General features: G+C 42.2%; 12 protein-coding genes. 4 read left to right on the top strand and 8 right to left on the bottom strand.

From position 1 onward, the window contains the following. Positions 1-182: 182 nt before the first annotated feature. Both glmM and pdxH read left to right on the top strand, forming a co-directional pair. The gene (glmM, locus tag KPY62_RS01120) at positions 183-1,553 is read left to right on the top strand and encodes a phosphoglucosamine mutase (RefSeq protein WP_216580450.1); all 1,371 of its coding nucleotides are present in this window, start codon (positions 183-185) and stop codon (positions 1,551-1,553) included. A gap of 102 nt (positions 1,554-1,655) precedes the next feature. After that, positions 1,656-2,303, top strand: a complete 648-nt coding sequence (gene pdxH / locus KPY62_RS01115) for a pyridoxamine 5'-phosphate oxidase (RefSeq protein WP_216582992.1) — start codon at positions 1,656-1,658, stop codon at positions 2,301-2,303. A gap of 209 nt (positions 2,304-2,512) precedes the next feature. Here pdxH and KPY62_RS01110 read toward each other — a convergent pair whose 3' ends face one another. The 7 genes from KPY62_RS01110 to KPY62_RS01080 form a co-directional block, all read right to left on the bottom strand. Beyond that, positions 2,513-3,853: an HlyD family secretion protein gene (locus KPY62_RS01110; RefSeq protein ID WP_324033692.1), complete on the bottom strand. Its 1,341-nt coding sequence runs from the start codon at positions 3,851-3,853 to the stop codon at positions 2,513-2,515. 124 nt (positions 3,854-3,977) lie between these two features. Continuing rightward, positions 3,978-5,669 (bottom strand): MFS transporter, encoded by a 1,692-nt coding sequence (locus tag KPY62_RS01105; RefSeq protein ID WP_216580449.1) that lies wholly within the window; start codon positions 5,667-5,669, stop codon positions 3,978-3,980. Between the two features lie 382 nt (positions 5,670-6,051). Continuing rightward, the gene (locus KPY62_RS01100) at positions 6,052-6,684 is read right to left on the bottom strand and encodes a glutathione S-transferase family protein (RefSeq protein ID WP_216580448.1); all 633 of its coding nucleotides are present in this window, start codon (positions 6,682-6,684) and stop codon (positions 6,052-6,054) included. A 32-nt stretch (positions 6,685-6,716) separates the two neighbouring features. Further along, entirely contained in the window at positions 6,717-7,394 is a 678-nt protein-coding gene (locus KPY62_RS01095) for a type 1 glutamine amidotransferase domain-containing protein (protein ID WP_216580447.1), read from the bottom strand. 131 nt (positions 7,395-7,525) lie between these two features. Next, positions 7,526-8,587 (bottom strand): NADP-dependent oxidoreductase, encoded by a 1,062-nt coding sequence (locus tag KPY62_RS01090; protein WP_216580446.1) that lies wholly within the window; start codon positions 8,585-8,587, stop codon positions 7,526-7,528. Between the two features lie 117 nt (positions 8,588-8,704). Beyond that, positions 8,705-9,916, bottom strand: coding sequence for an iron-containing alcohol dehydrogenase (locus KPY62_RS01085; RefSeq protein WP_216580445.1), 1,212 nt, complete (start codon positions 9,914-9,916; stop codon positions 8,705-8,707). 283 nt (positions 9,917-10,199) lie between these two features. Beyond that, complete coding sequence (locus KPY62_RS01080) at positions 10,200-10,826, bottom strand: TetR/AcrR family transcriptional regulator (protein ID WP_216580444.1); 627 nt, start codon at positions 10,824-10,826, stop codon at positions 10,200-10,202. A gap of 429 nt (positions 10,827-11,255) precedes the next feature. Between KPY62_RS01080 and KPY62_RS01075 the strand changes: the two genes are divergently transcribed. Next, positions 11,256-12,740, top strand: coding sequence for an aldehyde dehydrogenase family protein (locus KPY62_RS01075; protein ID WP_216580443.1), 1,485 nt, complete (start codon positions 11,256-11,258; stop codon positions 12,738-12,740). Between the two features lie 130 nt (positions 12,741-12,870). On the opposite strand, the gene KPY62_RS01070 is transcribed toward KPY62_RS01075, so the two are convergent. Beyond that, entirely contained in the window at positions 12,871-13,101 is a 231-nt protein-coding gene (locus KPY62_RS01070; RefSeq protein ID WP_216580442.1) for a hypothetical protein, read from the bottom strand. A 192-nt stretch (positions 13,102-13,293) separates the two neighbouring features. Here KPY62_RS01070 and KPY62_RS01065 point away from each other — a divergent pair, with 192 nt between their 5' ends. Continuing rightward, positions 13,294-14,718 carry a DASH family cryptochrome gene (locus KPY62_RS01065; protein ID WP_216580441.1) on the top strand — a complete coding sequence of 475 codons (1,425 nt, stop codon included), beginning with the start codon at positions 13,294-13,296 and terminating at the stop codon, positions 14,716-14,718. The last annotated feature ends 280 nt before the right edge of the window (positions 14,719-14,998 follow it).

Raw genomic sequence — 14,998 nt, 5'->3', positions numbered from 1 at the left:
GTTTTTGGCGGTTTAGGTTATGATGGTTTTTTTAAAAATTCTAAACTCAGATTACTACTATAGCGCTTTAAACAATATTAATAAGCTAGTAGATTTAGAAAATAGTTTAATAAGAGAGGTCTTAGTATGTTGATGCTCAAGGTCTTAGCGTTTTTATGAGTTAGCAAAAGGATATAAATATAATGAGTTACTTTGGTACTGATGGTATTCGTGGAAAGTTCGGTGAGTTGCCTATCACCCCTGATTTTATTTTAAAGCTAGGCTACGTCACTGGACAAGTGCTTATAGAAAACAGCAACAGTAGCCGTAGACCTAGCGTAGTGATTGGTAAAGATACTAGACTATCAGGTTACGTGATTGAAGGTGCACTGCAAGCAGGTTTTAATGCTGCTGGGGTCGATGTACATATGCTAGGGCCTCTACCCACACCAGCTATCGCTCATTTAACTCGTAGTTTTAATGCTGATGCAGGGGTAGTTATCTCCGCCTCTCATAATCCTTATTTTGATAACGGTATTAAGCTGTTTTCAGGAGATGGCAAAAAGCTAACTGATGAGATGCAAAACGCTATTAATGACAAGTTAAGGGCCATTATGAGCCCTGCAGATGGCGCAGATGCTAGCGAGTTAATGCCCATAGTAGATCCGGCAAACTTAGGTAAAAACCATCGTATCGATGATGCAAAAGGCCGTTATATAGAATTCTGTAAAGGCAGCTTCCCTTATCAATATGATTTGGCTCATTTGACGGTAGTGATAGATTGCGCTAATGGAGCAGGTTATAGCGTAGCGCCTAGAGTATTGCGTGAGCTTGGCGCTACAGTAATAGCAATCAATAATAAACCAGACGGTCTCAATATCAATGCTGATTGTGGTTCTACCCATCCTGAAGGCTTGCAAAAAGCAGTGATAGAATATAATGCTGATGTCGGTATCGGCCTCGATGGTGATGGCGATCGTATCGTCATGGTCGATGAAATGGGCAACCTAATCGATGGCGATGGTATTCTCTATCTATTAGCGACGCAAGGTAAGCAACAAGCCGCTGGGGTAGTGGGCACTTTGATGAGTAACATGGGCTTAGAGTTAGCCTTACAAAAGCTCGGTATTGGCTTTACTCGTGCTAAAGTCGGCGATCGCTATGTAATGCAAGAGCTAGACGCTAACGGCTGGATACTAGGTGGCGAGCCCTCAGGACATATATTGTGCTTAGATAAGAGCCGTACTGGTGATGCTATTATCGCCGGTTTACAAGTACTAGCCGTGATGCAAGAGCAAGATAAGGCTTTGAGTGCCCTTACCGAAGGTTTTGAAGTATTGCCGCAAAAGCTAGTCAATATACGTCTAGCAAAAATGCAAGACCCTTTTGCTCATGCAGAATTAGTGAGCGCTTTTGATAAAGCAACAGCGACTTTAAAAGGTCGTGGCCGTCTACTTATTCGCCAGTCAGGTACTGAGCCGATGATCCGAGTAATGGTTGAATCAGACGATGAGATAGAGTGTGATGTTATGGCCAACGGCTTAGCTGATCATATCAAAGCAGTGCTAAGTTAACAGCTGATCATACTAGCTGCATGATATAAGCTATAATGAACAAGCTGTATTTTATACCTAGTAATAATAATATCAATAACCGACTAAGGATAAGTTATGAGCATGGATTTCACCGATCAGCGTTTGTCATACGAGAAAGGTACTCTCGATCAACAGTCAGTGCCAGCCTCTCCATTTGAGCTGCTAAGAAGCTGGGTTAACGAAGCAACTGACCAGCAAGTAAAAGAACCTTATGCGATGAGCTTAGCCACTTGCGGTGCTGACCAAAAGCCAAGCGTACGTATTGTGCTGATGCGCGAGATTACCGACAAGGGCGTAGTGTTTTATACCAATTATGATAGCGCTAAAGGGCAAGATATCGCCGAAAATCCTAACGCTGAAGTACTGTTCTTCTGGCATGAGCTTGAACGTCAAATTCGTATCAGTGGTCACGTCGCTAAGATTGATGCTGATAAGTCAGCTGAATACTTCCAAAAGCGTCCGCATGACAGCCAAGTCGGTGCGTGGGTTAGTCAACCACAAAGTGGTGTAGTTGCTAGCCGTGCGCTAATGGAAGATAAGTTCGAACAGCTACAAAATGAATATCCACAAGGCGAAAAGGTGCCGACTCCAGCTTTTTGGGGTGGCTATGAGATTACTATTAATGAGATTGAATTTTGGCAAGGTCGCGCCAATCGGGTACACGACCGTATTGTCTATAGCCATGATGCGGATAGTACCGACTGGACTACTAAGCGTCTATTGCCATAAACATTCAAGCGCTAGTTAGCTAATAGCATATTTTTAACACTTTGTTTTGAACGATGTGTTTCTAATGATTTGCTTTAAAAGCTATACTTTTAATGATTTTTTTAGCAGTAAAAAGCCACTCTCAAGCCATATTTTAATAAGGCTTATCGAGTGGCTTTTTATTAATCAGTTTTACCAACAGCTAATTATAATCAATATTTTTTCTACTTTTAGCGGTTAGCAGTACCAGCCTCAGTACTAGAACCATTACCAGCATTAGTATCAACATCCACTGAGACTGACATACCAGGACGCAACTGTGCTAGACCTGCTTGGCCTTGATCTAAGTCAATACGTACTGGGATACGCTGAGCTATTTTAATATAGTTGCCTGTAGCTGGGTTAGCAGCGCCAGCACTGAACTCGCTGCCAGTAGCCGGTGAAATATTACTAACACGACCACTGAACTTCACCCCGCCTAGAGCATCGACGTGAACCGTAGCCCCTTCACCTATCTTCATATTAGCTACTTGGGTTTCTTTAAAGTTGGCAATAATCCATACGCCTTTTGGCACAATATACATCAGCTGAGTACCAGCATTAACGAACTGTCCTACTTGCACACTGACTTGACTGAGCTGTCCAGCTTCAGGAGCGCTAATAATAGCATTATCTAAATTAATCTGTGCTTGCTTAGCTGCCGCTTCAGCATTTTTAATATTGGCATCTAGTGATGAGCGATTACCGCTGGTCTTCTTGCTGGCTTGTTTGGCGGCTTGTAGATTAGCTTGGGCTTGCTGGACGGCGGCTTGAGCTTTAGCCAGTTGCGCTCTAGTATGAGCCACTTCTGCCTTTGACACAGCACCGATAGAATCCAAGCCTTGATAGCGATTGACATCTTCTCGAGCGCTATCAACACTCACCTTAGCACTATACAAGTCAGCCTCGCGCGCCTCGATTTGCGCCTGACTAGTACCAGTATCTTGCTCGTTGCTAGAGCGGTTAGAGACTGCTACTTCAATATTGGCCTGAGCCTGTTCTAGCTGCTGCTGAAAAGTGCGATCGTCTATCTTGATTAGCAGATCACCAGTTTTTACATTGGCGAAGTCTTCCACATTGACCTCAGTGACATAGCCTGATACTTGCGAGCTAATGACCGTAGTCTGACCTTTGACAAAGGCATTATTAGTCTGCTGAACAGTCGGGGTGAAAGGCGGTAGTTTCCAAGCATAGAGTATCAGTGCTACCCCAATGATAATCAGCGCAATCAACAAGCCTAAATTAAGATAAGACTTCTTTTTAGGAGACCAGCCTTCAGCACTAGGGATAGGTTCTTTAGGTGGCATTGGTGGCTGATCAGCTTCAGCGGTCACTGGCTCTGTGGTTGATGAAACAGCAGCTGGCGAAACCTCATTAGATTCTGCTGTTAGGTTATCGTCTTGCGTAGGTGTGATGACCGTTTTGCTTAAACTAGTACTAGGCTCTATTGGGGCTTTTGGCGCTGTAGCGTCAGTTGGCATCTGAGCTTGTTGGCCCTTGTTGTCAGTGCCATTGGTTTTATCTGGGCTCACGAGGCGCTCCTAAAAATTTGAATAAACATAAAAAGTAACTTCTATAGTAATAGGGTCTATTAAACATTAACCAATAGTCACTATTGATAGCTAGTAAGGCAAAGTATACCAACAGTGATTAGCGTTATTTTGGTTCACGCATTTTAGCAATGGCAGCCAGCTCTTTAGCCAATGGATTAATTTTATGATAGCGATAATATAAGTAATTAACCAATAGAATAATGACAGTAATAGTCGCTATACTACCCATCAAAAAGAATAAATCATCATAAGCTGCGACCGTCGCTTGCTGCTGAACGCCTTGTAATACTCGTGCTACTGCGGCAACGCTTGCTTGTGCTGAATCCGTAGTTTGGCTCAATAAGCCACCACGTATCCCTGCCACTTGTCCCGCTAGCGCAGGATCGCCTAAATTTACAGTGCCAACCATATCGGCATAATGTACCTTAGTGCGAATGGTAGTGAAAGCCTGAATAGCAGCAGCACCAGCAAGGCCACCAATAGTTTGTGAGATACCAAAGATCACCGAAAAGCTAATGATGTAGGCTGGGCCATTAGCCAGCGCACGAAACATACCCTCAAACACCATCGGCCCCATAAAATAAATGGCGGCAAAGGCAATCATAAACTGACTGGCATAAAACATATAAGGCGCTGAGTTCACTGATACGCCGGTGTCTATCCAAGCGCCTAAAGCAATCAATGCTACCGCAAAGATAACCGGTCGGCGTAATTCCATCGCATTAGTACGAAAAACACTAATCGCTAAAGCTAGTACACTGGCTGCCAGTACCACTATATAAAAAGCAATCAATTGATCGTTGCCGTAGCCTAAGTTGGCTAATAATCCTGCTGCGCCCACGCTCTGCTCAGACAGCAAAATTCGCATGGTTGCACCAGTAATCATAAAAGCAATAATGTTGCGGCTACGCATCCAACGTACTTGTAGCATAGGATTTTTGCGATGAGTTTCGATCCATAGCGCAATACTAATAGTAATCACTGCGATAATAAGGGGATAACTCAGCCAAGGCGTGCTCCACCATTGAATCCTACCTTGTACGAAGAATACGCATAATGCGGCTAAACCACTAGCAAAAAAGGCAAAGCTCAAAATATCGAGTTTCTCAAATACCTTTTCGGTAATGCCTGCTGGCAGCTCGAGAATATTAATTAAGCCAAAGCAAATCAGCGCTAAGCCTACCTCAAATAGAAATAGATTCTCTAGCTGACCGTCGACCGCAAGGTAAGGGGAGATAATACGTGATAACGGAATACCTAGCTGTACTAAGCCAAAGCCCAAAATTAAGCCACTAATACGCTTAGCTGCTGGCATTCCTTGCAGACAATAAAATATCGATAGCACAGTCATAGCACTAGCGACCACACCACTAAAGCCCCTCGCCACAATTTCTAAATAATAAGAGTCAATTTGGATGCCCGTAGTAGTCGTTAATAGGCCACTACTGACTAGCCACTGCATGCTAGTGGCGGTTAATAAAAAGAATAAAGTAATTTTGCTAAATAGTGACATACCAAACTGCTGACGTATCTTGTATAGCAGGACGGTAATACAAGCATTAGTCATATTATAAGCGACCGATATCCAGCCACCTTCGACTGGGGTCAGACCCATTTCACCTTGAATTTGAGTTAGATTGGCTACTAACAGACCGTTTTGAAAGCTGGCGGTCAAACCAATAAAGATACCGATGAGCAGATAGAGTACCTTGCGGGGCACAGGATGATCGGGGGTAGCAGGCGAGCCCACCATAAACGGCTGTTCATGCGGCTTAAACTGATATTCGTTACTCATGAGGGTACAGAATTCTATGTAGAGAAAAGAGGTAAGGACTTAGCCAGTCTTTAAAATCAGCAAAAATACTATCAAAGTAAAGCTAAGACCCATTTAAAAGAATAAAGACAGGGCTATTTGTTGCCACAAGTTCCTTAAACTATGCGCTTACAATGATTCTATTAGACCGTTTTACTGCTACTTTAAAAACACTATATTTTAAAAAAACGGCATAAATTCGCTTATAAAGCAGTAGCTAACGAAAGCCTATCAGTGCAAAAGTCTAATATTTAACAAACTTTCGACTACCATACAAAAAATAGCCCAAGAGTCGCTTGAGCTATTTTATCATATTTTTAGTTAGGCGTTTATTTGCTTACAGTGGCTAGTTCAGGTTTAAACTCTACTCTCGAGTTTCATCGTGATTAGCTTCTAGACGCATTGCCCGTTGATAGCTATCGAGACTGGCAAGCTGCAGCGCATACTGTTTGATATGGGGGTAATTATCCAATTGCTTGCGTTTAGCGAGCATAATTAGATCAAAAGACAACATAAAATCAGCACCACTAAGCTTATTGCCGACAATAAAGGACTTACCCTTAACTACTGTGTTCAAATAACTCAGCAGTCTATTTTTTTCTTCACTAATATAACTATCTAGAAAAGCATTATCGACTATCCCTGATTTTTTGGTGAATAGCTCAAGCAATAAAGGCACCATTAGCGAACTTTCAGCAAAATCAATCCATTGTAAATAGTGGCCATAGTCAGTGCTTGTAGAGGCCGGTCGCAAACGCTCTGGTGCAAAGCGTTCAATCAATAACTGAGTGATGGCACCTGACTCTGAATATAACTCACCATCCATCTCGATGACTGGTGATTTACCTAGTGGATGCACCGCTTTTAAACTATCGGGTGCTAAATTAGTCTGCGCATTACGCTGATGACTAATAATCTCATAAGGTTGGCCCAATTCTTCTAACAGCCATAAAGTACGCAGTGAGCGAGATTGGTTAAGATGATGCAGTCTGATCATGATAGTAGCCTTGGTTGCAGTAATGCTTTTTATTAACGTTGCAGCCTTGCGAGTAAGCGCTTGGCAGCTTCTTCTGATGATGCTGGATTTTGTCCGGTGATTAATAAACCATCTTCAACCACATAAGACTGCCAATCAGCGACCTTTTGATAGTTACCACCATTAGCTTTTAGCGCATCTTCTACTAAGAATGGCACGACATCAGTCAGACCAACTGCCTCTTCTTCTGAGTTAGTAAAGCCAGTAACTGTCTTGCCTTTAACTAAGTATTCACCGTCAATTTTGACATTCTTTAAAGCAGCAGGCGAGTGACAAACAAAAGCAACAGGCTTGTCTTGCTTAACAAAAGTCTCAATCAAATTGATAGAGTCTTTATCAACTGCTAAGTCCCATAGTGGACCGTGACCACCAGGATAAAATACTGAATCAAAATCTTCAGCTTTCATATCAGCCAGTTTTTTAGTATTGGCAAGATGCTGTTGAGCATCAGTGTCGTCTTTAAAACGTGTGGTATCTTTGGTTTGCGTATCTGGCGTATCGCTACTAGGATCAAGTGGCGGTTGACCGCCAGCAGGAGAGGCAATAGTAACCTTTGCTCCAGCGTCAAGAAAAGCGTAGTAAGGGGCGGCAAATTCTTCTAGCCAAAAGCCCGTTGTTTTACCAGTATCACCTAGACGATCATGGGAAGTAAGTACCATTAGAATATTCATGTTTATCCTTATTTATTAGTTTTTATTCATTTACCTTTAGGGTTAGTAAGCAGTATTTGTAAAAATAAATAAAAGCTGACTACTAACCGTAGCTGTTTTTTACTGTGATTACTGATGAATAATGTTAAAAATTAGTTAACTTCAGCAACTTTTATTACTGTTTTGCCAAAATTGTTACCCTCTAGCATGTCAAAGAACGCTTGTGGCGTTTGAGATAAACCTTCGACTTGATGTTCTTTAGTTTTTACGGTGCCAGACTCGACCCAAGCACTCATAGTTTTTAGAAACTCTGGGAAATGGTCACCATATTCTTCAAAGATAATAAAGCCTTTGATCGTTAAGCGTTTACTGAGAATATTACCCATCAGCAAACCTAAACGGTCTTTACCTTCTGGCAACTCAGTGGCGTTATATTGTGATACTAAGCCACATACTGGAATACGGGCATGAGCATTCAATAAGGGCAATACCGCATCAAGTACTTTGCCACCGACATTTTCATAATAGATATCGATACCTTGTGGGCAGGCAGCTTTTAGCTGCTCGGCAAAGTCATCAGCGTGATGATCAATACAAGTATCAAAGCCTAATTCATTAACAGCATAAGCACATTTTTCTGCCCCGCCAGCCACGCCTACAGTATGTAAACCTAACTGCTTACCGACTTGACCGACGGTTGCGCCAACAGGACCAGTAGCTGCTGCTACTACTAAGGTTTCGCCTTTTTGCGGCTTACCAATATCGGTCAGACCCATATAGCCCGTAAAGCCGGGCATACCCAACACCCCTAAGCCGTACGAAGGGTTGGCCATATCTTTATCGAGTTTTAGTACGCCCTCGCCCTCGCTGACGCTATAGTCCTGCCAGCCTGAATTCGATACTACTAAGTCACCGACGGAGAAATTAGCCAAGTTAGACTCGACTACCTGCGCCACAGTTCCACCCAGCATTACATCCCCTACCTGTAACGGGTCGGCATAGCTGGCAGCATCACTCATACGTCCGCGCATATAAGGGTCAAGCGATAAGTATATAGTGCGCAATAACATCTGACTTTCATTTGGGGTAGGAATACTACCAACAGCCAATTCAAAGTTATCGGCAGTCGGTGCGCCATGTGGGCGACTAGCCAGTTTGATTTGACGGTTTGATTTGACGGTTTGTTGTTGTTCAAATTGAGTATCAAAGCTCATGGTAAGCTCCTTATTTTATTTATAATGGCTGGTGATGTTTATTTAATATTAGTAGCTGCTGGCCAGTGAGCAGCTACTATTTAGTGCTTTTTAAACGCATAGTTTCAGGCTTTAGTGTTAAGCAGGACTAGTTAACGCCCGCTCTAGAATACGGCGTGACACTGCTAAGTCATTGTTACCATGCTCACCCAGCTTGACCATTTTATGCACCTCTAACTGCTTGATGATAGGATCAATAGCCGACTGATCTAAGTCAGCGTCCGCTAGGCTGACTGGTAGCCCAAGCTCACGGAAGAAGTTTTCGGTGTGGACGATAGCCGCCTCAATAGTCGCCTCGTCATCCTGCGATGCATCAGAAGTGATATTCCAGACATTACGTGCGTATTGCAGCAACTTATCTTTTTTGCTGTCCTTCAATTCACGCATGACGGATGGTAAGACAATCGTTAGAGTACGAGCATGGTCGATTGCATGCAATGAGGTCAACTCATGACCAATCATATGCGTTGTCCAATCCTGTGGTACACCAGTACCAATCAGGCCATTAAGCGCCATGGTTGCGGTCCACATTAGGTTTTTACGTGTCTCTAAATTTTCTGGATCCGCTTTAACCGCAGCGCCTTCTTCAATCAGAATTTTTAGCAAGCTCTCAGCGAAGCCATCTTGCACTTTTGCATTGACTGGGTAAGTCAGATACTGCTCTATCACATGCACAAACGCATCAGCAACACCGTTCATCACTTGACGTTCAGGTAAGGTGAAAGTTTTAGTAGGGTCTAAAATAGAGAATTTAGGGAAGGTAAGCGGGTTACCAAACGGTAGTTTTGCTTGGCGTTCACTATAGTTGATCACTCCGCCTGAATTCATCTCAGAGCCAGTCGCTGGAATAGTTAACACGGCTCCTAAGTCGATAGCAGAATCAAGATTTCTACAATAACTAGTAAGGGCATCCCAAGCTTGTTCACGTGATACTGTGCCATCTTCTTCAGTAAGTGATGACACTAGCGCCACAAATTTACTGCCATCAATCACTGAACCACCACCGACCGCTAATAAGAAGTCAATATTATGCTCATTGACCATATCAGCCGCTTTTAGCAAAGTAGTAAATTCTGGGTTGGCCTCAATACCGCCAAACTCAAATACTTGACGTTCACCATTTGCAGATAGAGCGTTTTTTACTTCATCTAAGGTGCCAGTACGTTGCGCTGAACCGCCACCATAAGTAATAAGTACGCGAGCATTAGTCGGAACTAATTCTGATAATTGTTTGATTTGGTTCTCGCCAAAGACGATGCGTACTGGATTGTAATATTGGAAATTATTCATAAGATTCCTAATGGGTATAAGAGTATGTTAAGTATTAAATGAGGGTGGTAATCCTCAATGGAGGTTATGCATATTGTTTGCATCTGCCCGCATTGTACATTAATTAGACCGGTCGTCTAGTAGTCATTTATTAATAGTTACAAAACTATCTTATAGACGCCTAACAAAAATCAGTGTTAAGTAGGGGTATATGAGCGATACTCTAGGTTAAGAAAATCTAATTGAATGCTAACAGGACTAACTATGAAAGGGTTGAGTAAATAGCTAAGCAAATAAAGCGCTACTAGCGCCCTATTTCAGCGGTAACCATTTGCCAGACTTCTGCTAATGGTGTATCAGTCTGACTGATTTTGGCGATCAAACTAGCACCCAACCAAGCGAAGTACCAACGCTTCGCTATACTCTCAGCAGAGCGGTTGGCAGGGTGAGGCACGGAGTGATCTAGCCAACCGGCTTTAATTTGGGTGGCCAACCAGTTTATGGTTTGCTGATAGCCTTGATGCAATACTTTACGCATTGGCTCTGACATATCAGCAACTTCGGCGCTGAGCTTCACCACTAAGCACTTCTCATGATCACAGCCATTCTGCTGGGTGTCATACCAGTTTTGGAAGTAGTCATAGAGTTTCTGTTGAGCGCTGCTGTCTTGCTCATCGATGATCTCTAGGCGTCTCTTATAACGAGTGAAATAGTAACTAATTATGGCTTCACCAAAGGCTTCTTTGGAGGCAAAGTAATGATAGAAGGAGCCTTTAGGTACCCCAGCAGTATCTAATATTTGCTTGATGCCGACAGCTGTAAACCCTTTTTGAGATATCAACTGGTAGCCTGTAGTCAATAGATGCATTTTAGTGTTTGACAGGCTAGTATCTGAGGCAAAAGAGTCTGGTAATATGCTAGTAGTAGACATAAAGGTTATGTCCTCCTTATTTTGTATAGTTAAAGCAGATAGTGATTGTTTTAATTATAAGCAACAGTAGTTGTCTGCAACAAGAAATCACTTTGAGACTTTGAGACTTTGAAAATTTTAAACTTTGAGTGTTATTAGTAAACAAGTTACGTTTATTCAACAAACAATAGTATGAATGCTGTCTTGTTTTTATAGCGTATATGGTAGCATTAGACCAGTCGTCTAGCAAGTTAGATTTAGTTATCCTGCTATGGTAAGCGCTGTGCTATGGTAAACGCTGTCATATTTTGTTTTGAGTTTTGGACTAAATATTCTCACCTTAAGCATTAGCGTTTATGACTAAAGCAAATAGCCTCTACTTACTGTTAATACTTGCTGACTATTAATATCTACCTAATAAATTTAATTTGAATAAAAATAGGAACCATTATGTCAAACAATAAGCCTAACACTGACCTTTATAGCGATTTTCAGCTACAGTATATTGCTGGTGAATGGCAGCAAGGTAAGGACGAAGGTATCAATACTGACACTAACCCGTTCAATGGTGAAACTTTAGTAGAAATTAAACAAGCCAATAAACAACAGCTCGATCAGGCTTATAAAGCTGCCGTGACGGCTCAAGTGCAATGGGCACAAGTAACGCCTGCGGAGCGTGCAAGCTTAATGCACAAAGTGGTCGACATTTTGGATCAACGTCAAGATGAGATTATCGATTGGCTAGTAAAAGAGTCGGGCAGTACACGTATTAAAGCAATGGTAGAGTTCAGTAGTGCTCGAGCGATTACCGTAGAAGCAGCTAGTTATCCCAATCGTGTCCATGGCGAGATTCGCGCTTCAAAGATTCCAGGTAAAGAGAATTTTATTTATCGTGAGCCTATCGGAGTAATTGCTGTTATTAGTCCATGGAATTTCCCATTCCATCTGACTCAGCGTTCTATTGCTCCAGCCTTAGCGCTTGGTAATGCGGTAGTGCTCAAGCCTGCTAGCGATACCCCAGTTACTGGCGGTTTGTTATTAGCCAAAATATTTGAAGAAGCAGGTCTCCCTAAAGGTTTGCTTAGTGTCATCGTTGGCGCAGGTAGTGAGATTGGGGATGCCATCGTTACTCACGATACGCCAAGTTTAGTCTCGTTTACTGGCTCAACGGCAGTGGGGAAACATATTGGTGAGCTGGCTAATAGCGGCAATTATATTAAGAAGTTAGCATTGGAATTAGGCGGCAATAATCCGTTCGTGGTATTAAAAGATGCCAATATTGACAACGCTGTCAAGGCGGCGGTGTTCGGTAAGTTCTTACACCAAGGTCAAATCTGTATCGCTATCAATCGCATTATCGTTGAAGATGAGATTTACGACGATTTCGTAGCGCGTTTTCATGCTCATGTTAAGACGCTAAAAGTAGGTGACCCTAATGAGCAAGATACGGCGATTGGTCCGATCATTAATAAAAAACAGTTGGAATCGCTAAAAGATAAAATTGCCAAAGCTAAAGAGGCGGGTGCAAACATGATCATGGGCGGTGAAATCAAAGGGCAACTGGTGCCCCCACATATCTTTACTGAAGTAACAGCTGATATGGACTTGTCTTGCAATGAAATCTTTGGTCCCTTAGTCGGAATTATTCGTGCCAAAGATGAACAGGAAGCTTTAGTCATCGCTAATGATACGGAGTATGGCTTATCAAGCGCCGTATTCACCGAAGATATGCAAAAAGGCTTACGCTTTGCTCGTGGTATCAAGGCGGGCATGACCCATATTAATGACATCACTGTTAATGATGAAAGTAATGCGCCCTTTGGCGGAGAAAAGAACTCCGGTATTGGCCGTTTTAATGGTGAATGGGTACTAGAAGAGTTCACTACTTTGCATTGGATTTCGGTGCAACATACGCCTCGTGATTATCCGTTCTAAATACTTTGATTAAGTTTTTAGTATAAAAAAGACTGCCTTTGGGTAGTCTTTTTTTACAAAATTTGTCAGTAGCCCCTTATCAAAAATAACGCTATTCTATTCTGAACTTGCTATGTCATTACTCATAACATTACTTAGCATGGAAACCTAACAAGCCCTGTATTTCCTCGATAGTCATATGCCTAACAAGCGCCTGATCTTCTACTGATAAGCGGTTGGTATGCTCTTTTATCATGGTATAAAGACTGCGGGCGATATCAGATGTCGAGGCATAATACATTTGTGGTTCTTCTTGCGTAAGTTTCATCAAAAACCTATCGATAATTTTACGTTTTTGAACAGCAGCGTTTACTTCAGTCATGGCAATCTCCTAGGTGTAGACCATTTAAGCAGTCAGTGTAAATATAGTCAATGTTTATACACAGTATCCTGCCAATAAAGGCTAGAATCGATAGAAGGATTAACAAGCTTTATGCGCTAGCTAGATTTTTAAATATTATAATTTAAATCAGCTGTTTTATTAACAGCGTTTGAGCCTTTAGGAACTTAAAATATGTTAAATCAGCCTGTCGATACCCTGTTGAATACTTTAGCTGCTGACGGCTTAGGACAAAAGGTGGTCCTAGTATTATTTCATAATGATCTACGCCTAAATGACAATGCTACTCTGCAAAGGGCTGCGCAGTTAGCGAGCTCTACTGATGGGCGCTTGATATTAGTTTATGCGCAGGAGTTGTTAAATACCCGCAATCAAAACAACTGGAGTCAAGCCTATTATTTTGATGACATGGGCGGGGCCCGCCAGCAGTTTTTGCTCGAGAGTTTAGCGGATCTAGATCAGTCGTTACAGCGCCTTGATAATAGATTGTTATATCTAAAAAATCGTCATTTAAACTCAGAGCCAGAGCCAGATAGTTTTAGTCAGCTATGCCAGTTGATTGAAGCGCAACAAGTCACTGATATCTGCATCAGTCAAACAGCTGACTACGCCCAGAACCAAGCTTATCAGGCCTTACAGACCAAATATGCGCAGATAAAATGGCACAGTCAGTCAACTACTACTTTGTTTGCAGTTATGCCTACCGAAGACTTGCCGCCAAGCTTTACTCAATTCCGCAAAAAAGTTGAAGCCCAGCATAATTTATTGACGGCTGCAAAAGATATTGCTATTAGCCCGACACCAACAGCGCTGCCCCCACTACCAGAGGCTATGACTATTAGCACAGCGACTAATAGGCAGTGGTTTTTTGATCCGCAAAGCTCTAATAATCAAAGTTCTGCTACTCAAACCTTTGACCTTCAAGCACCAGCTGAATTTATAGGCGGCGAATCTAACGCTATACTTCACCTAAATACTTACTTCGATTCTGACGCCCCTAGCACTTATAAGACCACTCGTAATGCCCTAGATGAGTGGACACACTCTACCAAGTTTTCAGCTTGGCTTGCCAATGGTTCGTTGTCGGTTAAGGTATTGCTCAATCGTCTACGTCAGTATGAGCGTGAGGTGATAGCTAATGGCTCAACTTATTGGATATGGTTTGAGCTCCTATGGCGTGAGTACTTTTATTGGTATGCTGTGGTCCATCAAAAAAATCTATTCTTATTGCAAGGTATTGCCCAGCATAAGCCGACCACGACTTTTAATAACAAGCGTTTAGTACAATGGCAAAATGGCGAAACCGCTTATCCTATCGTTAACGCTTGTATGAAACAGCTGAATCATACTGGTTATATGTCTAATCGTGGTAGACAAATAGTAGCTAGCTGCTTTATTCATGAGTTGGGTCTCGATTGGCGCTATGGAGCCACTTATTTTGAGCAGCAGCTAATTGATTACGATGTCGGCAGTAACTGGGGTAATTGGCAATATTTGGCTGGAGTAGGTGCAGATCCTAGAGGTTGTAGACAGTTCAATCTAAAAAAACAAAGCCAGCAGCATGATCCCAAAAATGAATTCATTGATAAATGGACTTGATGGATAAGATAGTTATTTAAAATAGCTATCTAAGATTTAGCATAACCTCAGCAACCGCAGTGACTGCAGCAACCCAAAGCCGAGTTAGTAAAGGGCAGCATTAATAAAATACGCTATAGTTGATACCGAATATAATAGATACAGTACTTTATTAGGCGAGAATGGATGAGTTTTTTTGGCTTGCTGTGCCTATGCCGACAGAGGCTGCAAAAAACTGATCTTAATCTCGCTGTATCGTTTTTACCATGAACTGACTATATTAATAAAAAGAAACTAGCTT

Source organism: Psychrobacter sp. TAE2020 (genome assembly GCF_018919485.1).
Classification (GTDB): domain Bacteria; phylum Pseudomonadota; class Gammaproteobacteria; order Pseudomonadales; family Moraxellaceae; genus Psychrobacter.
This window is presented reverse-complemented; position numbering and strand designations above follow the sequence as displayed.

Coding starts and splice junctions, on each gene's coding strand:
- glmM (WP_216580450.1), top strand. CDS start 183: ATGAGTTACTTTGGTACTGATGGTATTCGTGGAAAGTTCGGTGAGTTG.
- pdxH (WP_216582992.1), top strand. CDS start 1,656: ATGGATTTCACCGATCAGCGTTTGTCATACGAGAAAGGTACTCTCGAT.
- KPY62_RS01105 (WP_216580449.1), bottom strand. CDS start 5,669: ATGAGTAACGAATATCAGTTTAAGCCGCATGAACAGCCGTTTATGGTG.
- KPY62_RS01100 (WP_216580448.1), bottom strand. CDS start 6,684: ATGATCAGACTGCATCATCTTAACCAATCTCGCTCACTGCGTACTTTA.
- KPY62_RS01095 (WP_216580447.1), bottom strand. CDS start 7,394: ATGAATATTCTAATGGTACTTACTTCCCATGATCGTCTAGGTGATACT.
- KPY62_RS01090 (WP_216580446.1), bottom strand. CDS start 8,587: ATGAGCTTTGATACTCAATTTGAACAACAACAAACCGTCAAATCAAAC.
- KPY62_RS01085 (WP_216580445.1), bottom strand. CDS start 9,916: ATGAATAATTTCCAATATTACAATCCAGTACGCATCGTCTTTGGCGAG.
- KPY62_RS01080 (WP_216580444.1), bottom strand. CDS start 10,826: ATGTCTACTACTAGCATATTACCAGACTCTTTTGCCTCAGATACTAGC.
- KPY62_RS01075 (WP_216580443.1), top strand. CDS start 11,256: ATGTCAAACAATAAGCCTAACACTGACCTTTATAGCGATTTTCAGCTA.
- KPY62_RS01070 (WP_216580442.1), bottom strand. CDS start 13,101: ATGACTGAAGTAAACGCTGCTGTTCAAAAACGTAAAATTATCGATAGG.
- KPY62_RS01065 (WP_216580441.1), top strand. CDS start 13,294: ATGTTAAATCAGCCTGTCGATACCCTGTTGAATACTTTAGCTGCTGAC.